This window comes from Thalassotalea loyana (assembly GCF_030161435.1).
Classification (GTDB): Bacteria; Pseudomonadota; Gammaproteobacteria; order Enterobacterales; family Alteromonadaceae; genus Thalassotalea_G; species Thalassotalea_G loyana.
The window spans coordinates 412,889-436,497 of record NZ_BSSV01000003.1; the positions used below are offsets into that span (position 1 = coordinate 412,889).

General features: G+C 41.3%; 21 protein-coding genes and 1 tRNA gene. 4 read left to right on the forward strand and 18 right to left on the reverse strand.

The window, feature by feature from the left end:
• Positions 1-306: 306 nt before the first annotated feature.
• Entirely contained in the window at positions 307-1,539 is a 1,233-nt protein-coding gene (locus QQK05_RS09535; protein ID WP_284297957.1) for a sensor histidine kinase, read from the forward strand.
• Positions 1,497-2,291 (forward strand): LytR/AlgR family response regulator transcription factor, encoded by a 795-nt coding sequence (locus QQK05_RS09540; RefSeq protein WP_284297959.1) that lies wholly within the window; start codon positions 1,497-1,499, stop codon positions 2,289-2,291. Before QQK05_RS09535 ends, QQK05_RS09540 begins: the two co-directional genes overlap by 43 nt.
• A 9-nt stretch (positions 2,292-2,300) precedes the next feature.
• Here the strand turns inward: QQK05_RS09540 and QQK05_RS09545 are convergent, their stop codons facing one another.
• Genes QQK05_RS09545 through QQK05_RS09565 form a run of 5 tightly spaced genes read right to left on the reverse strand, consistent with a single transcriptional unit; the run spans position 2,301 to position 6,909 of the window.
• Entirely contained in the window at positions 2,301-3,050 is a 750-nt protein-coding gene (locus QQK05_RS09545; RefSeq protein WP_284297961.1) for an SDR family oxidoreductase, read from the reverse strand.
• 11 nt (positions 3,051-3,061) lie between these two features.
• Positions 3,062-3,757 (reverse strand): histidine phosphatase family protein, encoded by a 696-nt coding sequence (locus tag QQK05_RS09550; RefSeq protein ID WP_284297963.1) that lies wholly within the window; start codon positions 3,755-3,757, stop codon positions 3,062-3,064.
• Positions 3,757-4,830 carry a phosphotransferase family protein gene (locus QQK05_RS09555; protein ID WP_284297964.1) on the reverse strand — a complete coding sequence of 358 codons (1,074 nt, stop codon included), beginning with the start codon at positions 4,828-4,830 and terminating at the stop codon, positions 3,757-3,759. Before QQK05_RS09555 ends, QQK05_RS09550 begins: the two co-directional genes overlap by 1 nt.
• Positions 4,831-4,835: 5 nt before the next feature.
• Positions 4,836-5,681 (reverse strand): SDR family oxidoreductase, encoded by an 846-nt coding sequence (locus QQK05_RS09560; RefSeq protein ID WP_284297966.1) that lies wholly within the window; start codon positions 5,679-5,681, stop codon positions 4,836-4,838.
• A gap of 7 nt (positions 5,682-5,688) precedes the next feature.
• Positions 5,689-6,909 carry an acyl-CoA dehydrogenase family protein gene (locus QQK05_RS09565; protein WP_284297968.1) on the reverse strand — a complete coding sequence of 407 codons (1,221 nt, stop codon included), beginning with the start codon at positions 6,907-6,909 and terminating at the stop codon, positions 5,689-5,691.
• A 143-nt stretch (positions 6,910-7,052) separates the two neighbouring features.
• Between QQK05_RS09565 and QQK05_RS09570 the strand changes: the two genes are divergently transcribed.
• Positions 7,053-7,946, forward strand: a complete 894-nt coding sequence (locus QQK05_RS09570) for a LysR family transcriptional regulator (protein ID WP_284297970.1) — start codon at positions 7,053-7,055, stop codon at positions 7,944-7,946.
• On the opposite strand, the gene QQK05_RS09575 is transcribed toward QQK05_RS09570, so the two are convergent.
• From QQK05_RS09575 to QQK05_RS09585, 3 genes are read right to left on the reverse strand one after another with little or no spacing between them, the layout of a single operon-like run.
• Complete coding sequence (locus tag QQK05_RS09575; protein ID WP_284297972.1) at positions 7,908-8,795, reverse strand: bile acid:sodium symporter family protein; 888 nt, start codon at positions 8,793-8,795, stop codon at positions 7,908-7,910. The genes QQK05_RS09570 and QQK05_RS09575 overlap by 39 nt on opposite strands.
• Entirely contained in the window at positions 8,792-10,825 is a 2,034-nt protein-coding gene (locus tag QQK05_RS09580; protein ID WP_284297974.1) for an AMP-binding protein, read from the reverse strand. Before QQK05_RS09580 ends, QQK05_RS09575 begins: the two co-directional genes overlap by 4 nt.
• A gap of 6 nt (positions 10,826-10,831) precedes the next feature.
• Entirely contained in the window at positions 10,832-11,635 is an 804-nt protein-coding gene (locus tag QQK05_RS09585; RefSeq protein WP_284297976.1) for a class II aldolase/adducin family protein, read from the reverse strand.
• Positions 11,636-11,723: 88 nt separating this feature from the next.
• On the opposite strand from QQK05_RS09585, the gene QQK05_RS09590 reads away from it, so the two are divergent.
• Positions 11,724-12,650, forward strand: a complete 927-nt coding sequence (locus QQK05_RS09590; RefSeq protein WP_284297978.1) for a LysR family transcriptional regulator — start codon at positions 11,724-11,726, stop codon at positions 12,648-12,650.
• Here the strand turns inward: QQK05_RS09590 and QQK05_RS09595 are convergent.
• The 10 genes from QQK05_RS09595 to ftsH all read right to left on the reverse strand — a co-directional run bounded on the left by QQK05_RS09595 (position 12,647) and on the right by ftsH (position 23,607).
• Positions 12,647-15,019 (reverse strand): TonB-dependent receptor, encoded by a 2,373-nt coding sequence (locus tag QQK05_RS09595; RefSeq protein ID WP_284297980.1) that lies wholly within the window; start codon positions 15,017-15,019, stop codon positions 12,647-12,649. The genes QQK05_RS09590 and QQK05_RS09595 overlap by 4 nt on opposite strands.
• Positions 15,020-15,304: 285 nt before the next feature.
• Positions 15,305-16,216: a citrulline utilization hydrolase CtlX gene (gene ctlX, locus QQK05_RS09600; RefSeq protein WP_284297982.1), complete on the reverse strand. Its 912-nt coding sequence runs from the start codon at positions 16,214-16,216 to the stop codon at positions 15,305-15,307.
• A 21-nt stretch (positions 16,217-16,237) separates the two neighbouring features.
• Complete coding sequence (locus QQK05_RS09605; protein ID WP_284297985.1) at positions 16,238-17,251, reverse strand: ornithine cyclodeaminase; 1,014 nt, start codon at positions 17,249-17,251, stop codon at positions 16,238-16,240.
• 121 nt (positions 17,252-17,372) lie between these two features.
• Positions 17,373-17,831: an Lrp/AsnC family transcriptional regulator gene (locus tag QQK05_RS09610; RefSeq protein WP_284297986.1), complete on the reverse strand. Its 459-nt coding sequence runs from the start codon at positions 17,829-17,831 to the stop codon at positions 17,373-17,375.
• Between the two features lie 190 nt (positions 17,832-18,021).
• Positions 18,022-18,106 (reverse strand) — tRNA-Leu (locus QQK05_RS09615).
• Positions 18,107-18,122: 16 nt separating this feature from the next.
• Positions 18,123-18,494 carry a preprotein translocase subunit SecG gene (secG, locus tag QQK05_RS09620; RefSeq protein ID WP_284297988.1) on the reverse strand — a complete coding sequence of 124 codons (372 nt, stop codon included), beginning with the start codon at positions 18,492-18,494 and terminating at the stop codon, positions 18,123-18,125.
• Positions 18,495-18,502: 8 nt separating this feature from the next.
• On the reverse strand, positions 18,503-19,255 hold the full coding sequence (gene tpiA, locus QQK05_RS09625; RefSeq protein WP_284297990.1) for a triose-phosphate isomerase: 753 nt from the start codon (positions 19,253-19,255) through the stop codon (positions 18,503-18,505).
• 111 nt (positions 19,256-19,366) lie between these two features.
• On the reverse strand, positions 19,367-20,707 hold the full coding sequence (gene glmM / locus QQK05_RS09630; protein ID WP_284297992.1) for a phosphoglucosamine mutase: 1,341 nt from the start codon (positions 20,705-20,707) through the stop codon (positions 19,367-19,369).
• Positions 20,708-20,721: 14 nt separating this feature from the next.
• A complete protein-coding gene (folP, locus tag QQK05_RS09635) occupies positions 20,722-21,564 on the reverse strand; it encodes a dihydropteroate synthase (protein WP_284297994.1) in 843 nt (280 codons plus the stop codon).
• A 78-nt stretch (positions 21,565-21,642) separates the two neighbouring features.
• On the reverse strand, positions 21,643-23,607 hold the full coding sequence (gene ftsH, locus QQK05_RS09640) for an ATP-dependent zinc metalloprotease FtsH (RefSeq protein WP_284297996.1): 1,965 nt from the start codon (positions 23,605-23,607) through the stop codon (positions 21,643-21,645).
• Positions 23,608-23,609: the final 2 nt, after the last annotated feature.

Sequence of the window (23,609 nt, forward strand, 5' to 3'; positions counted from 1 at the left end):
TAAAACGGACAAAACGACAAACTCGCTCTCAATAGCACAGTTCCTAACAAACATTTTTTAACTTGATCAGCACATTCACAATGTTTTTATAAACGTCCTTAGAATTAAGGTACGCTTTAAGTGAGCTAATTGATTTACTTTTATCGTATTTATCTATCGGGGTGTTTTTTATTTTAATTTTCAATGCTAACGTAATGATAAAGCGTGTAAATTCGCTAAGGCGGACAGTTATCGAGCCAAAACGGACGCATCGTGTTAGGCAACGGCAGGATTTTCTATACAATTAAGTTATGAATAGGTAAACGCGTGAGAAAAAGCAAAGCAATGCAGAAAGTCGAGCAAAATGTCGCAAAGCTAATTCGCGAAACATTGGGCCAAGCGCCTGAGAAAATGTTTTGGTATTGTCAGTTTGGCTTTTGGGTGTTTATTTGCTTGGTGTCTTTGGCCTTGAACCTATGGTTTGAGCAATATGAAGTCTCATATGTCTTATTTACCGTTCTCCAATCTGCGATGGGTTTGTTACTGTCTATTTTTCTTCAAAAGTCCTTCATTGCAATTTGGTACACCAGTAACAAGTTTCGAATTTGGGTCGGTTTAGCACTAATTTTTGCTGTTTCTCTTGTATGGACATTCGCTCGAATGTCATTATTCAACGCGTTAACCGGCGAAGAAGATACTTGGTGGAATTTTGGTGGTTGGTATTTTAGCGGCATATTCATCTACATGTGTTGGACAGCGATGTTTCATGGTCTTATGTACTATCACTTGCTTCAACGTGAACATCAAATTTTGCTCGACTCACAAGACAAAATTCAAGAAGAATATATAAAGCGCATTGAAGCACAAGCAATTGCTCGGGATGCTCAATTAAAAATGCTTCGCTATCAGCTAAGCCCTCACTTTCTATCTAATGCTTTGAACTCAGTGAATGCGCTTATCGAAATGGAGCAAGGAGATCTTGCGCAGAGAACGGTGATTAATTTGAGTAAATTCTTACGCTATTTGCTCGACCACGAACCTGAATCTAGAGTGACTGTAGAACAAGAAATTAATGCATTGATGCTCTATCTCGATATCGAAAAAGTGCGATTTAGTCATCGCTTAGCGATTGATCTAAAAATAGACAAAGATGCAGAAGATGGCCTCATCCCAAGCTTGATGTTCCAACCTATTGTTGAAAATTCAATTAAGCATGCAATTTCAAAAAGTGAAGAAGGTGGTACTGTTCACGTATGTGTTAAGCGCAACAATGACTTATTGACTATAGAGCTATCGGATTCAGGCACAGAAGTATACAACAATACAGCATCAGACAAGGATAATCGGAGTATTGGTATGAACAATACTAGGTCGAGATTAGAAGCAATCTATCCAAAAAGATACAGCTTAAATTACGACATTTGTGACGGTCGATTTAAAACAAACATAACAATTCCGTTTGAACTCTCAACAAAAAAAGAACCAGAAGAGCATGTTGAAGTGGATGAGGTTGAAGCATGGCAGAACTACGAACAATTATCGTCGACGACGAACCATTAGCCCTAGGTTTAATGAAATCGAAGTTAAAGAAATTTAATTCAATAAATATTATTGCTGAGTGTAAAAATGGACGAGAAGCAATAGAAGCAATCTTAGATTTAGAGCCTGACTTGGTTTTCCTCGATATAGATATGCCCAACATAAATGGCTTTGATGTTATACAAAGAACACAGCCCGAACTTACCCCTATGGTCATCTTTGCTACGGCTCATGAACAATATGCGCTAGATGCATTTAAAGTGAACGCTGTTGATTACATCTTAAAACCACTTGATGAAGAGCTCGTTAAACGGGCTGTAACTAGAGCTGAACAACGCTTTTCCCAATATGATAGAGACGCAGAGAAATCTAATTTAATCAGTGCTATAGAGGCGATAAGAAAACATGATCAGCATACTGCGCAAGACGATAAAAAAATTGTTGTTAAAGATGGTGACCAAATCACTATCTTAAAACAAGAAGATTTAAAGTGGGTCGATGCTGCTGGTGATTATTGCTGCTTACATGCAAATGGTGAAACTCATATCAAAAGAATCTCTTTGACTGAGCTACTGTCGGAATTAGATCCCAACAATTTCAAACGAGTGCATCGTTCAACGATTATAAACCTTAACTTTATTAATAAAGTGCAATCATTGCCAAAAGGCGAGTTTTTTGTCGAGCTTGGCGTTCATGAACGCGTTAAGGTCAGTAGAACATACAAAGATGCGATACGAGATTACTTACAACTCTATCCCGACAAAAAAGACTAAGACAATCGGTTAACTCATTTGCCTCACTACACCAACTGGGGCAACTCTTAACAACCAATGCAACCAAGCCCACGGCCAGCTTGGCGCATAGCTATTGGCTTTTTCTTTCTCAATGGCTTTAACAAGTGCTTTACACCCCGTATCAGTGTCAACAATAAACGGGACCTTTTCGACTGTTTCATTAATCTCACTTCGAATAAACCCAGGGTGTATACAACTGACCTTAATAGGCGTATGCATAACATCAATACGGATCCCTTCACTTAATGACGTCAATGCTGCTTTGGTAGCCGCATATACCGTCATTGCTCTTCTAAACCCTCGAACCGCACTAATTGAAGAAATATTGACAAGATGACCAAAGTTTTGATGTCTAAAAATCTCCATCGCTGCCTCAGCTTGAGCGATTGCTGCAACAAAGTTTGTTTCAGCTGTTTGTTTATTAGCATGAAAATACCCCGTACCAATAGAGGCTCCTTTACCCATTCCTGCGTTGACTATGACCCGATCTAACTGACCAAGCTCATCTCGAAATTGCCTAAACACCTCAAAAACACGGTTATGATCATTGACGTCCAATGATGAAATGACAATTCGACAATTAGGGTTAATCGATAATAACTCTGTTTTTAATTCTTCGAGACGGTCAAGTCGTCTGGCACACAATGCCAAATTACATCCTTTTTTAGCAAACTCAATGGCCATCCCTTTTCCCAAGCCAGAACTCGCCCCTGTTATTAATATATTTCTACGTTTCATCGCAATCTGCCTTAGGTATATGTAATCAATTTTTTGCTGTCAATTTCACTAAAAATAGCGTGTTCATTTACGCTAGATAACATTGGCTGGCCATTGCGATCATTTAAAATAATCTTAGTGATACTACCGTTGACTAACGTCCAATTAATCTTCATGAATTGCTCAAGAGGCAAACCAAGGAGTTGAGCACAAATCAAGCTAATTGGTCCACCTGACGTATAAACAACAATTCGCCGATGCCCGCTCTCTTTTACTTGCAAGAACGCTTGCTGAACTCTGCTCGTAAAATCTTGCCATGACTCTTTATAATCATCATCGAACTCCCCGCTAGTCCAGCGTCCAACGGCGGCGACGAACAATTTTTGAAACAAGGCCATTGGATTGGGATTTGACGAAATAAGTGCTTTAGTTGACTGAGGCGTAGCTAAACGTTCATCATATTTTGCAAGAATTTCTCGATGATCATACTCATTCCATTGTGACATTGTGAACACAGGTATATCACTCGTGTATCTGCCTAAACTATGGTGAGCTGTCTGATGATGCCTTTGCATCGCGCCCTGATATATAGCATCAGGTACAACGTTTTGACGCGCTAGACTGTCGCCCAATAGTTTGGCTTGTTCCATACCTAAATCAGATAGCTGATCATAATTTTCGTGATTGAAACTCGCTTGTCCATGTCGAATCAAATAAATAACCGCCATTACTTGCCTCGCTTTTTAATCAACTTTTTACATCGCCACATTAAGTAATGGACAAAAATCCAAAAATTCTTAAAAGCCGGATTATCCGTTTGTTTATGGTGATATCGATAATATATTTGCTGAACAATGCCTGCTAACCTAAATAAGCCGTACACTTCATAGAAAGTAAAGTCATCACAGTCTAAACCCGTTTTTTCAAGATAATAATCAATAACTTGTTGGCGAGTCATCATCCCTGCTAAATGTGTCGGTTGGCGACGTGTAGATTGAGCTAGGAAATCATCACCTGCTTCAACCCAGTAAGCCAATGTATTACCTAGGTCCATGAGGGGATCGCCTAATGTTGCCAACTCCCAATCCAAAACACCCAGTACCTTCGTGTAGTCGTCAGCATCTAAAACAACATTATCAAAACGAAAATCATTATGAGTAATACAAATATTTTCTTTACTTGGCATGTTATTTTCTAGCCAATTCATGACGAACCGCCCATCAGGCACATTCCAAGTTTTGGCATTACTAAACCGTTCACTCCACCCCTGTATTTGTCGCTGCGAGTAACCTGCACCTTTGCCCATTCCTTCGAGCCCTGCGGCTTTATAATCGACTTGATGTAATTGAATTAAGCAATCGAAAACATTTTTACACATTCTACTCGTCTGCTCTGCAGAGGTGCTTAGTTCTCGAGGCAAGTGTTTTCGTGGAATAATCCCAGAGATCTTTTCCATGACATAAAAGTCAGTCCCGAGCACCGCTTCGTCTTCGCAAAAGGCGAGCATTTCTGGAACGTAGTTGTAAACAGGTTTCAAAGATGACTGGAGTCTAAACTCTCTCCCCATATCATGAGCACCTTTTGCTTTGGTACCTGCAGGAGCGCGTCTAAGGATCAAAGACGTATTTTGATAATCTAAACAATACGTCCAGTTCGAGGCGCCACCTGAATATTGAGTAACAACGGGGCGACCGACTAACTGCGGAAGTTGAGCTTTTAGCCAGTTATCAACGGTTACTTCATCAAGCTCTTCACCTGGTCGTACATGCTTTGCTGTATCTATAATTGTCGAATTACTCAATGGTATTACTCCGTTTTTTGTGAAGCTTGTTTTGCTCGCACAACCATTTTGTTTGTCGCAGCGATAACGCGGTTGATGTAGATATTCAACGGCAAGAATTTCTTCATGAAATACGCTGTACGACCTTGTTTGTGGGTAAGCATTAGAAATGGTCTGGCTTTTGATTGTTGATAAACACTTTCTGCCACTTGGTCAGCGCTCATATCGGCCTTGGCAAATAGGCGGTTAACACTTTCCTTCATCACCGGCTCATTCGTTCTCATTGATTCATTCAGATGCGTTTTAAAAAAGCTTGGGCAAACAACGCTAACATCAATATTGTCACTTGCTAATTCTAGTTTCATGGTCTCAGAAAACGATACTACTGCCGCTTTAACAGCGTTATAACTGCCCATTAACGGTACTGGTGTAACGCCTGCTTGAGAGGCGATATTAATGAAATAGCCGTGGCCTTGAGATCGAAAGCTGTCAACAAATACTTGGCTAACTTGCACCATCCCGAAAAGATTAATATTAAACACCCATTGCCATTGCTCAATTGTTTCACTTTTTAGTGAGCCACCTGTGGCAACGCCCGCGTTATTTATTACAACATCAATACCTTGCCAATGTTCATCAACTAAAACTTGCGTCGCCCTAATCTGATTAATGTCGGTAATATCACAAACACTAAATAAAACGTTTGCCCCCAATGCCTTTAAATCAGCCATTGTTTCTAACGCGCGTTCTTCATGTATGTCTGCGATACATATACTTAGCTTTTTGTTGGCTTTTTGATAGTGTTTAGCCCAACACAACGCAAGTGCTTTACCAAAGCCTGTTGCGCCCCCAGTGATCAGAACCCTTGTCATTTTTCACCTATCGATACTTGTTTATTTCTATGCGAGACACCATACCCATATGCACCTCATCCGGGCCATCAGCTAATCTAAGCATTCTGGCCATCGCACTAAATGTTGAAAGAGGCAAATCACCTGAGACTCCAGCCCCGCCATGTATTTGAATAGCCATATCACTCACCATCTGAAGCATGTTAGGCACAACAACCTTAATGGCCGATATTTCTGTCATTGCTTGTTTAACGCCCAAGTTATCTATTTTCCATGCCGCATTTAACGTTAGCAGTCTGGCTTGATCTATCGCCATGCGTGCCTGCGCAACTCGCTCTAAATTACCACCTAATTTGATAATAGGTTTACCAAAGGCAACACGCTGCATACCCCGTTTAATCATTAACTCAAGACATCGCTCTGCTGCACCAATCGCTCGCATGCAATGGTGAATACGGCCTGGGCCTAATCTTCCCTGTGCGATTGCGAACCCTTTACCCATCCCTAAAATCAGGTTTTCTTTTGGGACTCTAACATTGGTAAAGTGCATTTCACCATGGCCATATGGCGCATCAAAGTCTTGGCTTGCTGTTAACATACGCTTGATTTCAACACCTGGTGTATCTAATGGCACAATGACCATAGCATGCTGGCTATGCTTATCATTTTCGGGGTTTGATAACCCCATAAAAATAGCAATTTTAGCGTCTGGATGCCCCAAGCCAGTCGTCCACCATTTCTTGCCGTTGAGGACAAGTTCATTACCATCCTCTTCGATACGCGCTTCCATATTGGTCGCATCTGATGACGCTACGTCTGGCTCAGTCATACCAAAGACAGAGCGAATTTCACCTGCCAGTAACGGTGTTAACCACTTATCTTTTTGTTGCTGACTACCAAAATGGTATAACACTTCCATGTTTCCCGTATCAGGCGCATTACAATTGAATATCTCAGGTGCAAATATGACCTTACCTGTTTCTTCAGCTATTGGTGCATATTCGAGACATGTTAGGCCTTTTCCAAGTGTTTCATCAGGTAAAAATAGGTTCCACAACCCTTGTTCTTGTGCCTTTAGCTTTAGCGTTTTAATGGCTTCTGGCACTCGCCATTGTGTCCAATCTCCGTCTGGGTTTAATCGATGATTCTCAGCAAGTATTTCCTGCTCAACCGGAAATACATGCTCATTCATAAACGTTTTAATACGCGAAAGGTAATCCTGCGTTTTAGCACTTGTTTGAAAATCCATTAGATACGCCTCTTTTGGCAAAATTTAAATAATGTACCTAGCCTAATGCAACATCAAAGATGAATGAAGTGAAGTTTATTGATAATATACAATGAATATTATTCATCAACAGTATCTGATTTACGATGTTAGCTGACAAACCAATGAAACAACTCGATTTGAACTTGCTTAAAGTATTTGAAGCGCTGTATATCGAACGAAATATGACGCAAGCCGCAAAAGTCTTGTTTGTGAGCCCTTCAGCGATTAGCCATGCGGTAAAAAGGCTACGAGAATCACTAGGCGATGAATTATTTGTCAGGAAAGGTTCAAATATGGAACCAACATCTTCATGTCGTCAAATAGCACCGGAAATCATAGACCTATTGGCTAAGTTACGTAGTGTATTGCAAAGTTGTGGCGAATTTGAATTGGCACAGAGCCACCAGACATTCACACTTGCCATTCATGAAGCGCTTGAAGCGCTAGTATTGCCAAGTATTCAGGAAGCTGTTGCTCAGCAAGCACCTTTTGCGCAAATAAAGAGTGTAAAGCTCAATAGAGAAAACGTGGCTCGCCAACTCTCGAATCGTCAAGTTGATGTGGTAATTGACGTTGCGCGTGCGCTTAAAATGCCAATCAAACACTTACCTTTATCAGACGATAATTTCGCTATTTTGATGTCGAAACAGTATGCTCCAAATAAAAAAATGTCTGAGGCTGAGTATTTTGAGCGTAAGCATATTGCTGTTTCAAATAGAAGTGATGGTAATGTAGTTGAAGATATCGCCTTTTTACAACGAGGTTTAAACCGTAAGATTCAAACGCGCTGTCAAAACTATCATACGGCAAAAGCCCTACTTGCAGGCAATGATTATTTACTCACCTTACCATCGATGATTGCAAAAGAGCTTGTTGATGACTCCTTGGTTATTGTTGAGCTCCCAATCCAGCTCCCAAAAATAGCAACGCATTTATATTGGCACCAAAACACTGAACAGGACCCGGCGATTCAATGGTTAAGAGACGTTGTTCACACTGCATTCATTTCTCGTTAACTTAACTTTAGTTGCAGCTAGTAGCATGACTGCACCGATGTACATTGTTATTCCGTAAACCCCTGCTGGTAGTGCTAAAGCAGACTGTTTTAAAAATGATAAAGAGATCAATATCGCAAGTGTCGCATTTTGTATCCCTATCTCAATCGCAAGGGTCAATGCGTCTTGCCAATCAAGGTTTTGGATCTTAGCCAGCACTAGCCCTAATGCAATGGTTAACATATTTAGAGACAAACACACCCAAAACAGCTGAGAAAAAGACTCAATAAGCTGTGTGCGTTCCTGCACTAAAATGGCAATGATCATTATAAACATAAACATCGATGAGCCTTTTCTAAAATAAGGTTCAATCCGATACGCTTTCTCCTGCCACCGATGCTTTATCATCATTCCAATAGCGATCGGTACTAAAGTAATTACCATCAAGCTCAACGAAGCGCTTATTAATGAAAAGTCAGTTGCCACTTCACCTACAAAGTATTGATAAGAGACTGCAATTAGCCAAGGTGTAGAAACTATACCAACAAGTGTGCAACAGGCCGTTAAAGTGACTGAGAGTGCGAGATTAGCTCGACAAAGCTGACTAATCACATTAGACATAGTACCACCAGGGCATGCAGCTAAAATCATGAGCCCTACAGCCATCTCAGGGCCTAGTCCAAAGGCAAAGCACAGTGCAAATGCAACCGTGGGGAGCAATAGCAACTGACCCATAAGGCCAGTTACTACTGCTTTAGGGAGACGAAATAAACGCGTAAAATCGTTAAGCGACAAACTTAATCCCATACCAAGCATGATAATTGCTATAGCTGCTGGAAGAAGAACTTGTGTTAATACGGATTCGGTCATGCGACATGTTTCCGTTGAGATGACTGACGACTTTCCATCGAAACAGATTTTATTTCATAGTGAATGGCATAGTTTGCAAGTGCTTCTGCAACCTTGATCTGAATATCATCAAGTTCATCTCTCAGCTCGATTATTGCTAATATGCCATGTTGTTTGCTTGGGCTAGCTGCTACGTTAATCAACTCATTTGTTAAGTTTGGAATCGCCAAAATGGCGGCCTCAATGACTAGTTCAACTTGGTAGCAGTTAAGTTGAGGCTTGAATATTTTACCTATCGCAGTGGTTGGCATGTCATCCAATACAATGACTTGTTTCGGCGTCGCAGCGCGTTCTGGAATATTAGCCGCCACGTACTCGAGGATTTCGGTATCCGTAACCCGTTTATTCTCAACTAATGTTACGTAGAGAACGGGGACTTCACCAGCATAAGCATCAGGACGACCAACGGCAGCTGCAAGAGAAACCGCAGGATGCTTACTAGCAATGTCTTCAATCATTTTGGGGTCGATATTATGCCCGCCTCTAATGATTAACTCTTTCTGTCTACCGGCGAGTGATAAATAGCCATGTTGGTCAATACGGCCCAAATCACCGGTTCGAAAATAGCGTTTCTCGCCCACCACCTCATCAGGAACTTGGATCCAGCATTTCTCATTATGGCTGTCTTCTAAATACCCTTGAAATACGTTAGGTCCTGCAACAGCAATCTCGCCTACTTGGTCGGTATCACATACACTAATTAGCTCTCCCTGCTCGTCAATGTCTAGTATCTTTAGATCGAGCATAGGAAGAGGTAAGCCAACAGAGGGCCTAACTGCCATATCATTAATTGGCATTAAGCTACTCACTGCTGTTGTTTCGGTCGCGCCATAACCCTCAACTAACGGGATACCAACGAGTTGAGTGAACTTTTCCTTTAAGGTTGGGGAAAGTGGTGCTGCACCACTAATCGCTAACTTCATCTTCAATTGATTAATCTTAGCGTTATCATTTTGCGATAATGACTCAACAACTGCAGAATAAACCGTTGGTACCGCCATCATAATCGAAACATCAAAATGAATGAGTAAATCAATTAAGTTTGGTAATACGTCTTTTGTACGAAATCCCGCAGGTCCTGCCATTAAAATGGTTGACCCCGTCATTACGGAACCTAATCCAGTGGCATTTGCAGCATTAACATGAAAAATAGGTAAACCAACAAACATAGTGTCACCACTGTCAATCGGTAATACAAGGTTGACCTGTTTAGCATTCGATAACTGATTTAAATGACTTTGTTTTGCTAGTTTTGGAAGTCCTGTTGTCCCACCCGTATGAAAATAGGCTGCCGTATCATACTGGCACGGTACCTCTGATGAGAAGTATTGACCTTCAGCATTTTCGATCCATTGATGAAAACTGTATATCGGTACTTTTCCATCGGAGATTTCATGCGGGCCAAAAAGGCTGACAACCGCTTTTAAGCTCGGCACTCGGTCTTTTACCGCTAAAACTTTTTCCCAGATATCACTGCCGGGAACCGGTCCCAAAGCAATTAATACCTCAGTATTTGCCGTTGTCATGATTTCGGCAATAATCTCCGCTTCCAGCATAGGGTTTATTGGATTGGCGACACCGGCGGTTTCAGCTCCCCATAATGCGCTGTATGTCTCAGGAAAGTTAGGTAACAACAAACTCGTTACGCCACCTTGGCTCAAACCTGTGTTAACTAACGCATTTGCAACCTGAGTTACTTGTTTAGCAAGCTCGTTAAAGCTAACTTCTCGATACGGCTGAGCAAAGTCTTGCCCTTTAATAAGCTTTATGGCTTTATGAATTAAGCGCTTTTTTAATGGAATGTTATTTGGTCCAAAGCAGCTGCCATCAAGTAAAAATTTTATCGCCGTTTGATCGCCATAACGACTTGCTGACTGCCATATAGCGTCATAAATAGAATTTGGCAGCATACTGGCTTCCAACGCACTCGTATCAGGTGCTGATAGTTGCTCTGTTGTTGCCGCTGAAATATTTTCCCCTTGCGCCGTCATAACCTATTACTCCAAGAAACTAGAGTCTTGCTCGGCAACACGTTGGTAAAGTGGTTGGAAATTACCCCAGGTGACAATATCAGATGCATTAACCTGACGGGTTTTCATAGCAGTATCATGATCAACTTCAATTAATGAACCAGCAGATTGTGCTAGCAATTGACTATGACAACAGCTGTCCATCATGACAAAATTTGCAGCCGCTGCATCTACAGTCTTACCGACAGTCAACAAACCATGGTTTTGCAAAATAACCGCACTATTTGTATCAAGTGCTTTAGCAATCATGTCTCCTTCTTCTGTTTCTGCAACAACGCCGGTAAAGGTGTTTAACACTGCGTGATTTTGATAGAACTGACAGGCATCTTGAGATATTGGTTTAAGCAATTGTCCCAATGCTGAAAACGCTCTTCCATACGTTGTATGTGCATGAGCAACCGCATTAATATCAGGTCGTGCATGATGGATACGAGAATGAATTGCAAACGCGGCATTATTGATGGGGAAATGGCCCTCAACAATATTGCCGTCATGATCAACACGAACTAAGTCAGAGGCTTTGATGTGTGCAAAATGAATACCGAGTGGATTGACCCAAAATGTTTCTGGTTCTATACAATCTCGGACTGTGATATGACCCGCTAACCCCTCATCAAAACCATATAATGCAAAAACGCGGAATGCTGCCGCCAAACGCTGTTTTTCATATTGTTGTTGTTGTGCCTTATCGTCAAATTGAGGTGGACGAGGAACCTTAAACTGGTTATCACCGCGCGTTGCTTGTTGAATTTGAGCTTCAATGTTGTTCATAGACTTGTCTTCTTTTTATACGATTGACTTCAGTCTACAAAGCCTTAACATAAACTCAAATGATACAAAATTATAAAAACACATAAATATGCTTCATAGTAAAATAGATTTAAACTTGTTCACTGTACTTTTGGAAGTGTATCAACAAGGCTCAATTACAGCGGCTGCCGAGAAATTACACATTACCCAGCCAGCGGTAAGTCATTCCTTAGCGAGACTTCGCGAGAAGTTCAATGATCCCTTGTTTATCAGACATGGACGTAAAATGGTGCCGTCGGAAACTTGCCAAACAATTATGCCTAAGATTATTGAATCACTGGCTAATTTGGAGGCGACTCTCGTCCCAAACAGTAGTTTCGATATCTCTCAACATAACAAGGAAATAAAACTTGGCTTACGAGATATTCTCGAATCGTTATTTTTTCCTCCGTTAATGACCGACTTAGTCACCAATACACCAAATATGAAGATTAGAAGTCGACAAATTAGTCATTTAGAAATGGAGCAATTACTAACAGAGCAAGCCATTGATGTTGTGATTGACGTATTAGTACCAACAAGTGAAAAAATTAATAGTCAATTCGTTTGCAATGAGCACTTCTCTTTAGTTTGTCGACCCGACCACCCTATTTTAAAAGCACTAACATTAGAAAATTATCAACGTTTTCCACACGGTATTGTTACCCTTAAAGGTGCAACGGTAGATATAGTGGACATGGCACTCGCCAAACATGGGGTTTCAAGAAATGTCGCTCTTAGGTGTGAGCATTATTTTGCGGCAGCCAGTGTTGCCTGTCATTGTGACATGTTACTAACAATGCCTAACGCGTATGCAAACACATTAAAAGGAAAACTCCCTATTGTAGTGTCTCCTCTTCCTTTTGAAGTGCCCCTATTACCTGTCCATATGTATTGGCACCAGCAAACGGACGCTGATCCTATCAACCAATGGATAAGAGAAAAGTTGATGGCAATTGCACATCAACTTTTCCCTGTGGGCATCAATCCAAGTTAAAAGCGATAGCTTAGTTGGAGATGATACTCTCTTCCTCGTTCCGTCAAAAATCGATGAGCATAGCTAATAACCGGGACGTCGTTTGCCTGTGAAAATGTTTGCTCATCCGTTAGATTCTTGGCTAGCAACGCCACTTGCCAATGTTCATCTGGGCTACTAATCGCAATTCGCGCATTAATCTTTTGATAACTTTCTTGAATCGCTACTGGGTCTAGATCTTGCTCAAGGTATTGATCATCGACAAAGCGAACATTAACAGCCGCGTCGAACCAATACCCTTCACCAATCTCATTTTGATAATTAAGCTCAATATTTCCAGAGTATTTTGGCGCAAATGCTCCCGTTTTTCCGGTTAGGTCTTGAGTGGCCATTCCCAATAGCTCAGATTGTCGTACCGTCGGAGAGGCCGAGTCATACGCTTGATATTCGAAATCTAATAGCGCAAGTTGAGCATTTAACTGCCAATTCTCATTAATGGCCCAACGTGATTCGAATTCTGCACCTTGCACTCTTGTTTGAGCCGCGTTAGCGACAACAAAAGCATTACCGTTGAACTCAGAGACTTGCAGATCATCGTAATCTGTTAAGAAAAGTGTTGCATTGAGTTCCCAAATGCCTTCTATCAACTCTGATTTTGCCCCAATCTCATAAGCTGTTGCCTTTTCATCTTCATACTCAAATCCAGAGTTAGGATCGATAACACTACCCTGAGAACTATTGAGACCTGAGCCATCGAAGCCCCCACCTTTGTAGCCAATGCTTGCATTAGCAAACAGCATGGTATTTTCAATACCCCTATATTGCAGGCTAACGCTTGGTGAAAGGTGTGATTCATCTCGTTCTGCAACTAAATCATTAGCAAATGCACCCGATAAACTGGCTGTAATACTCGGCGCAGCTAGTGCTGCAAATTGTTTTACCGGTTCAGGCGTAATGTCACTAAACAAGGTATATATCGTTTGTTTATTGCTAACCTCTTTTTCTTCTTTTTGATAGCGCAGCCCCAAATTTAACTGCCAATCTGGCGAGAATCGCCAGTTTCCTGAGGCAAATATGGAGTATGCGGTTTGATCCTGTTCAAAATCAGCGGCTATCCCAAGAGAAGTACCAATAAGATCTGGAATTAAAACTGATGCCCCAAGTACAATATCGTTAGGGTGACTTAATTGTGTTTTTTGAAAATAAACACCTGCAATGTAATTAAACTCTCCTGCTAAATCTGAGCTAATGCGCAGTTCTTGAGTAAATTGCTCAAAATCTTCAATGTAGGTTTGCTTTATCAAACTTAATTCTGAGTAATCTGCATCAAAGAGACTATCCCAGTGATAGTCACTGTAAGTGCTAATTGATACAAGCTCATGTTGTTCAAGTTGATATGTCAGTTGAATCATGGCGTTTGTGACATCGGTATCACTCCCCTCATTTAAGCCACCAGGGTGCTGTGAGCCATCGACCATACTGTTGTAATCAAGACCTGTGCTGTCCTGCAATAATAAACTTCGATAACCCACATTCGCAGGGTTTGTCGGGTCGCTTACTATTTGCGCATCTCGATTTTCGCTATCAATAATGTATTGATAACGAGAGCCTGTGCTCTCAAACTGGCTGTGCTCAACCTGACCTAAAATCTCAAGTTTGTCGCTTGCTTGCCAAAGTGCACTAATTCTAAAACCACTCGCTTTGGTTTCAACTTCATCTTGGTTACGTGCAAGGTTGTTTAAGTAACCGTCTGCCGATTCACTAAAACCTGCTAAACGAATCGCAAAATCATCTGACACAGGGATATTTGCAACGGCAGTCAGCTTTTTTTGCTGATCTGTACCGTATGAGGCATCAATATTTCCTTCAATTTCATCGCTATCAATGAGTGGTCTGCGCGATGTTATACTGATGGCGCCTGCCGTTGCGTTTTTGCCAAACATCACAGCTTGTGGGCCTTTTACAACCTCCACCCTTTCTACGTCAATTAATGGAAACTTAGCCTGATGTCCTCGCCCCATATAGATTCCGTCTTTGAATAGTGCCACAGACTGTTCGAAACCACTGTTTGTACCGGAACCAATGCCGCGTATAAATATGCGTTTACTACTTGATGTTTCTGTTAAATGAACATTTGGTAGTGATTCCGACAAGTCGAGTAAATCGGTCGCTTGCTGCTCAACTAAATCTTCACCAGACATTGCTGTAATTGAGTTTGGAATCTCCTGTAATGACTGCACTCTTTTTTGCGCAGTTACCGTGATTCGCTCAAGGCCTTTGGTCTCATCATCAGCCACTATAGTGAATGATGATGAAAGCGTTGTTGTTGCCATTAACGCTAAACAAATTTTGCTTTTTTTGAACGTAATTTTCTTGTTGTAATTGAACATATAGCTCCCCCTTTAAATACTCAGCGCGGTTGTTATTATTCGTAAGTTAACTCGATGGTTAATTGCGCTGTTTTTTTCATCAGTCTTCAGTGTGAGGGGAGAGTAAATTAAATAATAATGATGCTTTATCATCCTTAACTATAAATACAATTAATAGTTAAAGACTTATTCCAATAACGTAAAAAACGCAATATAAGTCTCATGACATGAGTTACCTATGATTGAATATGTAGGTAGATACAGGGGCTCGCGTTAAATATCATTGCCATATTCAACGCGAGAAAACTACTTAGATGCGAGATGAATGCCAGCTAACATACAACGAACAGAACCCCCTGCTAATTCTATCGTGGGGATGTCTACTGCAAGAATTTTGAGATGCTTTTCAATCGCTACTTTTTGTGCCGCAGACAACACCGCTTTTGCCGATCCGGACATCGCCAGTACATTGCCTAAAGGCGAATATATCTCCAGCGCGTTACCAGCAAAATGTTTAATCTGCTCAGTCGTAAGCTCGATAATACGCTTGCCTGTCGATTCTATGGTATCAATAACGGTCTGTCGCTGTGCAAGATTGCTAATCATCTCTAGTCCTATCATGACAAAGTGCTCAGTGACACACATCATGACGTTCGTATGATAAATGGCAACACCATCGTCATCACAGGCGTCAAAAACACAAGAACGATAGCCAAGCTCTCCGCATACATCTTCCATCAAGCTAGCATCCATTCTGTTTGATTTGACGGCATAAGCAATTTTATTATCGTGATCTAATACCATTGCCCCCGTTCCTTCTAGAAACCTCCCTTTATCAACTTCTCGAGAGTAATCAATCACTGACTTCACTTGAAATTGTTCACTCAAGGCATTGATGATGTTTGGATTGACCTCTAGCCGACGATTTTCACAATACATTGGGTAGGTAATTAAGGCGCCACATTCATGGGTACTAAACCAATTGTTTGGAAATACAGAGTCTGGTGTCTCGATGCCTTCATCGTCAAACACAATTGTCTGTACTCCTTCATCTTGCAAAGCATTAATGAGGTTATTTACCTCTGTTAGTGCCGCTTGATTAGTCTCCCGCAAGGACATGTTTGACTGGCTTTGAAAAACATTATCAGCCGCCGTTTGCTGGTTTGGTGTAAAAAAATGCGGCCTTACCATCACTACAGCACGTGGTGCTTGCATCATTTTATCTCCTAAATACTTTGCTTATTTAACGAAGGCAAACAGATCTTTGGGATCGTTAAAGTCTGGAATTAGAGCCAAAGGCTCACCTACATTAAATTCTCGCGCGAGTTTAGCAATTAAGCGAAGTGCAGAATAGTCTTCTAGCGCAAATCCTACAGAATCGAAAAAGGTAATTTGCTGCTCGTTTGTACGACCTTTCGCTTCTCCGGTAAGTACTTGCCATAGCTCTGTCACTTTATCCGTTGCGTCGAGTTGCTGAATATCTCCTTCAACCCGAGATTGTGGCTCATACTCAACAAAAATGTCAGCCTGTAACAGCACACCTTTTGCAATTTCTGTTTTCCCCGGGCAATCACCACCAACTCCATTAATATGAACACCGGGCGCTACCATATCAGGTGTAATGATCGTCGCGTACTTTTTGTCAGCCGTCACTGTCGTAATGATATCAACGTCAATACACGCCTCTTCTGCACTCTTACACGGAATTAATGTGAGTCCTGGGATACTAGACAAATTATCTTTAAACTTGGCCATGGCATTGTCATCAATGTCGAAATACTTTATTCGTTTTATTCCTAATAAAGCATTGAACGCAATTGCTTGGAATTCACTTTGTGCGCCACAACCTATTAACGCCATAACTTCAGAGTTATTGCGCGCCAATAGTCTAGCGGCCATAACCGATGTTGCAGCGGTTCTAAGCGCAGTCGTTAAAGTCAACTCTGACAATAAGATAGGGTAACCCGTCTCCACTTCCGCAAGTACACCGAATGCCATGACAGTTGGCAAAGCATGACGTTCGTTATTTGGGTGGCCATTAACGTACTTGAAAGCAAATTGGCTATCATTTGCAATAGGCATTAATTCAATCACGCCAACATCGCTATGTGCAGCAGTGCGCGCAGATTTATCAAATGTAGGCCACAGACGAAAATCTTCTGTAAGGTAGACGATCAATTCATTAATAAACTGAGAAACACCCTTTCGTGTAACGATAGAAGTAACGGCATCTACGTCGGTATATATAGTCATGAAAACTCCAAAAAATACTGTTCTTTACTTTTAAGGAATTATTCAATAAACCGATGTCAGTTTTTAGTGAACAATTTTGACTAATTGCACACTTAAACTAGCAAAGTGTAAGCACTAAGTATCAACTTGCTAAGTCTGATGATTTAGTTCTTGTTGAGGAGAGTAAAATGTTTGTTTCTGAACTCGTTATATCCGGGATTGCACGTATCCGGCCTAATATCTTATCCAAGCTTTCTAATGACGTTGCTTGGAGTTCCACAACCATATCCCATCGGCCATTTGTGGTGTGAATTGCGCACACAGAAGGTTCAGTTAGCAATAAGTTTTTAACTTTATCAGTGTTAGCACTAACAAGCTCTATATTCATTAAGGCACGAACAGACGCTAAGTTTTGATTGCCTGCTGTGGATATCAATGCCGTATAGCCAGTTATCACACCGGATTTTTCCAATTTATCTATGCGATTTTGAATTGTTGCACGAGAAACTTTGATTTGTTGAGCAATGTTAGACACTGATGTTCTAGCATCAGTTCGTAGTATTCCTATGATTTGTCTATCGATATTATCTAGTTCAGTCATGTTTAATTCAGCAACACCAAGCAGTAATAGTGAGTAAATAATAGGAGTTTATGGCATTAAATCTCAACAGAGTAAAGCCTAACTTCACATAGGTGCTTGAGAAACTACGGTCACCCAAAGCCTCGTTTAGCAGAAAGGATTATCGAATACCCACAAAAAAAGGGCTGTATTTCTACAACCCTTTTTAATTTGGTGCGGATGGCGGGACTTGAACCCGCACGCTGTTAAGCACCACCCCCTCAAGATGGCGTGTCTACCAATTCCACCACATCCGCGAATTTGTTATGAGGACTAGTCTGGAACGTCGCTCTCAGACTTATCGTCAGCAGCTGGAACATCGCTGTTTGACGCAGGTTCAGCAGACGCATCTGCTGGGATTGAAGACTCTACAGGAGCGTCTAAGTTGTTCCACTCATCGGTAGCGTTTACACGATCAACCGTTAATTTACCTAAAATTAAGCTAATCGCGAAAAATCCGATTGCTAGGTAAGTTGTTGCGCGAGTCATGAAGTTACCAGAACCACTTGAACCGAAAATTGTTGCTGAAGAACCTGCACCAAATGATGCGCCCATATCAGCACCTTTACCTTGCTGGATTAAAATTAAACCAACTAAGCAAATCGCAACAATTAAATAAACTATGATTAAAATTTCATACAACATTATATGTTTTATCCTTTTGCCTTAGAGCAAATGACTTTAAATTCATCAACTTTCAAACTTGCCCCGCCGATAAGACCACCGTCGATATCCGCTTGAGCAAACAATTCTTCACTATTAGTAGCATTTACGCTACCGCCGTATAATAACGCAATTTGCTGTGCTACGTCAGCATTTAGTTCGCTTAAAAATTTACGAATAAATGCATGCGTTTCTTGCGCCATTTCCGGAGAGGCTGTTTTGCCGGTACCTATTGCCCAAACAGGCTCATAAGCAACTACAATATTTGCAAAGGCTTTAATGCCTACCTCATCAATTACCGGCTGTAACTGACTCGCTAATACTGTTTCCGTTTGGTTAGAAGCACGTTCGTCTTCACTTTCACCAATACATAAAATAGGTGTAACACCTGCTTTTAACGCTGTTGCTACTTTTTGTGCAACAAGGTGACTTGACTCGTGATAAATACTTCTGCGTTCAGAATGTCCAAGAATGACGTATTCTACGCCGAACTCTTTTAACATTTCGACAGATGTTTCACCAGTGAAAGCACCTTTTAATTGCTCACTTGCATTTTGAGCACCAACCGCAAAATTATCATTTTTTACCGTTGTTAGCACACCAATATGCATCATTGAAGGACAAAGAATAACTTGCACATTTTCAGCTAACTCAACTTCTGATAACGCTTTACTCATATTTGAGACTAACGCTAAATCACCATTTAATTTCCAGTTAGCAGCAACAATTGTTGGTCTAGTCATTTTTCTTTCCTAATTTGGAGCGGCGAGATATTAACTAACCTGAGCACAAGTTACAAGTTTTTGTGCCCAAGTTAGGTTTGTTTGCTTATATTTCAGACACTTTAGCCCAAACTATTGGCAAGCTAATTTAACCGCGTCAGCGATTTCATTTGCATACTGAGTAACTTCGTCTTTCTCTGGACCTTCTACCATGACTCTAATTAATGGCTCTGTACCAGATTTACGTAACAACACTCGACCTCGGCCAGTCAGTTTTTCATTAACTTGATGAACCGCAGTTGCAACGTTATCTGCCGTTAGCGGATCATTATCACCTGAAAAACGCACATTAACGAGAACTTGAGGTAGCATGGTCATGCCTTGGCGTAACTCATATAGTGATTTTTCTGAATCAATAATTGCTGTTAATACATTAAGTGCTGCAATGATGCCATCACCTGTAGATGTATGCTTCAAGTTAATAATATGACCTGAGTTTTCAGCACCTAATTGCCAATCATTTTGTTGTAGCAACTCCATGACATAGCGATCACCAACTTTAGAACGCGCAAAAGGAATGCCTAAATCAGCCAACGCAAGTTCAAGTCCCATATTACTCATTAGTGTCCCAACAACACCACCACGCATCGTGCCTTTAGCTAAGTCATGTGTCGCAACAACAAAAACGATTTCATCACCATCAACAACATAACCTGTATGGTCAACCATCATTAAACGGTCACCGTCACCGTCAAGCGCAATACCTAAATCAGCCTTGTGCTCAACAACAGCAGTTGCAATCATATCCATCGACGTTGCACCACAACCATCGTTAATATTTGTACCGTTTGGTTTAGATGCAAGCTCGATAACCTCTGCACCTAGTTCACGAAATACATTCGGTGCAATGTGATAAGTAGCACCGTTAGCGCAATCGACAACGATTTTCAAACCTTTAAGTGATAATGCACTTGGAAAGTTAGACTTACAGAATTCAATATAACGACCAGCGGCATCTTCTATACGGTAAGCCTTACCCAATTGAGCAGAATCAACACATCCCATTTCCTTATCCAGTTCAGCTTCAATTGCAAGCTCTACCTCATCTGGCAGCTTCTCACCACTTGCTGAGAAAAACTTGATGCCGTTGTCATAAAACGGATTGTGAGACGCACTAATGACAATACCGGCTTCCGCACGGAAGGTTTTTGTCAAATATGCAATGCCTGGTGTAGGCATCGGACCTAATAAACCAATGTCGATACCCGCTGCCGAAAAACCAGCTTCTAATGCAGACTCCAACATGTAGCCTGAAATACGGGTATCTTTACCGATAAGTACTTTCTTTGTCCCGCTCGCTGCTAAGACTTTACCCGCAGCGTAACCAAGCTTCATAACAAACTCAGGCGTTATTGGGTACTTTCCAACTAATCCACGTACACCATCGGTACCAAAATATCTTCTTTGTGACATTCACATTTCCCTTATTAAGACGATTGCTGCGTTGCAGCTAAAACTTTAAGCGCATCCACGGTTTCTGGTACATCGTGAACACGTATTATCTTGGCGCCTTGCTGTGCACTGATAACAGCAGCCGTTAGGCTACCAGCAAGACGCTCATTAACCTCTCTATTGAGTAAATTACCAATCATAGATTTTCTTGAAATCCCAATAAACAATGGTAATTCAAGCGACATAAACTCTGATAGTCGCCCCAATAACTCGTAATTTTGCGTTAAGGTCTTGCCAAATCCAAATCCAGGATCAAGCATAACACGTTGTTTATCGATTCCTGCATTAGACAATACAGCAATACGTTGTTTAAAAAACTCAATGATATCACCAACCACATCATCATACTGAGGGTTTTCTTGCATCGTTCGAGGTAGGCCTTGCATATGCATCAAACAGATTGGCACCTTAGGGTACTTCGCCATCACCTCAACACAACCTTCATTTTGCAACGCACGAACATCATTGATGATATCCGCCCCCGCTAAAATACTTTGTTCCATCACCTGAGCTTTCGATGTATCAACGCTCACTAATATATCAAATTTTTCTTTTATTGCTTTAATGACCGGAATAACACGATTAAGTTCATCTTCAAGACTAACATCTTTTGCACCTGGTCGAGTAGATTCACCGCCAACATCGATAATTGAGGCACCGTCATCGATCATCCGTTGAACTTGCTTTAGTGCATCTTCGGCATTAAAAAACTTACCACCGTCAGAAAATGAATCTGGGGTAACATTAAGAATTCCCATGACATGTGGCGTACTAAGGTCAAGGATAGTGTGAGGGCACTGAAGAAACGATACTGTCATAAAATGTTGTTATTGTTTTTAAAATAATAAATTAAAAAAAAGCCCCTAACTTAGGGGCTTTCTATTATATCAAGTAAATTATTCTTTGATATCTTTAGATGATGATAAATTCGGCTCTACTTTTGTATCATCTTTGCCATCTTCTACGGCGCTATCATCGACTGGCTCTTCTTTAGCTTTTGGCGGCTCAGAAGAACTTGAGTCGTCAAAACCACCACCGTCTGCTGGTGGGCGAACTTCTTTTCGCTCCATCAAGTCATCAATTTGACCTGCATCGATAGTCTCGTACTGCATTAGCGCATCTTTCATGGCATGCAAGATGTCCATATTATCTTTTAAGATTTGCTCAGCACGATCATAGTTGCGATTACAAAACGCTTTGATTTCTAGGTCAATCTCTTGTGCAGTTTCATCAGACATGTGCAAAGACTTTGATGATGTACGGCCTAAGAACACTTCGCCTTCTTCTTCAGCGTAAAGCATAGGACCCATTTTCTCAGATAAGCCCCACTGAGTTACCATCTTACGCGCTAAATTAGTTGCACGTTCAATGTCATTAGACGCACCTGTTGATACTTTGTCTGGACCGTAAATAATTTCTTCTGCAATACGACCACCATATAGTGAAGAGATATTGCTTTCTAAATGTTGTTTAGAGTGACTAAAACGGTCTTTCTCAGGCAAGTACATAGTGACACCTAGTGCACGGCCACGAGGAATAATACTTACTTTGTAAACCGGGTCATGCTCTGGTACTAAACGACCAACAATCGCGTGACCTGCTTCGTGGTATGCTGTCATTTCTTTCTCTTCATCGCTCATCACCATAGAACGACGTTCAGCACCCATCAAGATTTTATCTTTTGCTTTTTCAAACTCTTCCATCGACACCAGTCGACGAGAAGCACGAGCAGCAAACAAAGCAGCTTCGTTCACTAAGTTTGCTAAATCAGCACCAGAAAAACCTGGTGTACCACGTGCAATAACTGACGCCTTAACGTCATCACCAATTGGTACTTTACGCATGTGAACCTTTAGGATTTGTTCACGACCACGGATGTCAGGCAAGCCTACTGTTACCTGGCGGTCGAAACGGCCAGGACGCAATAATGCAGGGTCTAACACGTCTGGGCGGTTAGTTGCTGCAATAACAATAACGCCTTCGTTACCTTCAAAGCCATCCATTTCAACTAACATTTGGTTTAACGTTTGCTCACGCTCATCGTGACCACCACCTAAACCAGCACCACGTTGACGACCTACCGCATCAATCTCATCGATAAAAATGATACACGGCGCAGACTTTTTCGCTTGCTCGAACATATCACGCACACGTGAAGCACCTACACCAACAAACATTTCTACAAAGTCAGAACCTGAGATTGAAAAGAAAGGTACTTTTGCTTCACCGGCAATCGCCTTAGCAAGCAACGTTTTACCTGTACCTGGCTGACCAACCATTAAAACACCAGATGGAATACGACCACCAAGTTTTTGGAACTTCGTCGGATCACGCAAGTAATCAACTAACTCAGCCACTTCTTCTTTGGCTTCGTCACAACCCGCTACATCAGCGAACGTTGTTTTAATTTGATCTTCACTTAACAAACGTGCTTTTGATTTACCAAACGACATAGCGCCTTTACCGCCACCGCCTTGCATTTGACGCATGAAGAAAATCCACACACCAATCAGGAGCAACATTGGGAACCATGAAATAAAGATAGACGTAAGAATGCTTGGCTCTTCTGGTAATTCGCCAGTTGCACGCACACCTTGTTTAACTAAATCGTTAATTAAATCGCGATCGTAGCCACCCGGGATTACAGTTTTAAACTGTTCTCCATTGCGCTTCGTCCCTTGGATAACGCCGTTACGATCAACAGTTGCCTCACGTACTTGACCTTGTCGTACATCTTGTACAAAACGAGTGTAATCTAATTGCTGTTCATTGCTGTTACCGGGAGTAAAACTCTGGAACACAGACATTAAGACAACTGCAATAACCAACCATAAAATAAGATTTTTTGCCATATCGCTCAACT

Bases quoted from the DNA above. Each gene is read 5' to 3' on its own strand.
- QQK05_RS09540 (WP_284297959.1), top strand. From the start codon at position 1,497: ATGGCAGAACTACGAACAATTATCGTCGACGACGAACCATTAGCCCTA.
- QQK05_RS09545 (WP_284297961.1), bottom strand. From the start codon at position 3,050: ATGAAACGTAGAAATATATTAATAACAGGGGCGAGTTCTGGCTTGGGA.
- QQK05_RS09550 (WP_284297963.1), bottom strand. From the start codon at position 3,757: ATGGCGGTTATTTATTTGATTCGACATGGACAAGCGAGTTTCAATCAC.
- QQK05_RS09560 (WP_284297966.1), bottom strand. From the start codon at position 5,681: ATGACAAGGGTTCTGATCACTGGGGGCGCAACAGGCTTTGGTAAAGCA.
- QQK05_RS09565 (WP_284297968.1), bottom strand. From the start codon at position 6,909: ATGGATTTTCAAACAAGTGCTAAAACGCAGGATTACCTTTCGCGTATT.
- QQK05_RS09570 (WP_284297970.1), top strand. From the start codon at position 7,053: ATGAAACAACTCGATTTGAACTTGCTTAAAGTATTTGAAGCGCTGTAT.
- QQK05_RS09575 (WP_284297972.1), bottom strand. From the start codon at position 8,795: ATGACCGAATCCGTATTAACACAAGTTCTTCTTCCAGCAGCTATAGCA.
- QQK05_RS09580 (WP_284297974.1), bottom strand. From the start codon at position 10,825: ATGACGGCGCAAGGGGAAAATATTTCAGCGGCAACAACAGAGCAACTA.
- QQK05_RS09585 (WP_284297976.1), bottom strand. From the start codon at position 11,635: ATGAACAACATTGAAGCTCAAATTCAACAAGCAACGCGCGGTGATAAC.
- QQK05_RS09590 (WP_284297978.1), top strand. From the start codon at position 11,724: ATGCTTCATAGTAAAATAGATTTAAACTTGTTCACTGTACTTTTGGAA.
- QQK05_RS09595 (WP_284297980.1), bottom strand. From the start codon at position 15,019: ATGTTCAATTACAACAAGAAAATTACGTTCAAAAAAAGCAAAATTTGT.
- ctlX (WP_284297982.1), bottom strand. From the start codon at position 16,216: ATGATGCAAGCACCACGTGCTGTAGTGATGGTAAGGCCGCATTTTTTT.
- QQK05_RS09605 (WP_284297985.1), bottom strand. From the start codon at position 17,251: ATGACTATATATACCGACGTAGATGCCGTTACTTCTATCGTTACACGA.
- QQK05_RS09610 (WP_284297986.1), bottom strand. From the start codon at position 17,831: ATGACTGAACTAGATAATATCGATAGACAAATCATAGGAATACTACGA.
- secG (WP_284297988.1), bottom strand. From the start codon at position 18,494: ATGTTGTATGAAATTTTAATCATAGTTTATTTAATTGTTGCGATTTGC.
- tpiA (WP_284297990.1), bottom strand. From the start codon at position 19,255: ATGACTAGACCAACAATTGTTGCTGCTAACTGGAAATTAAATGGTGAT.
- glmM (WP_284297992.1), bottom strand. From the start codon at position 20,707: ATGTCACAAAGAAGATATTTTGGTACCGATGGTGTACGTGGATTAGTT.
- folP (WP_284297994.1), bottom strand. From the start codon at position 21,564: ATGACAGTATCGTTTCTTCAGTGCCCTCACACTATCCTTGACCTTAGT.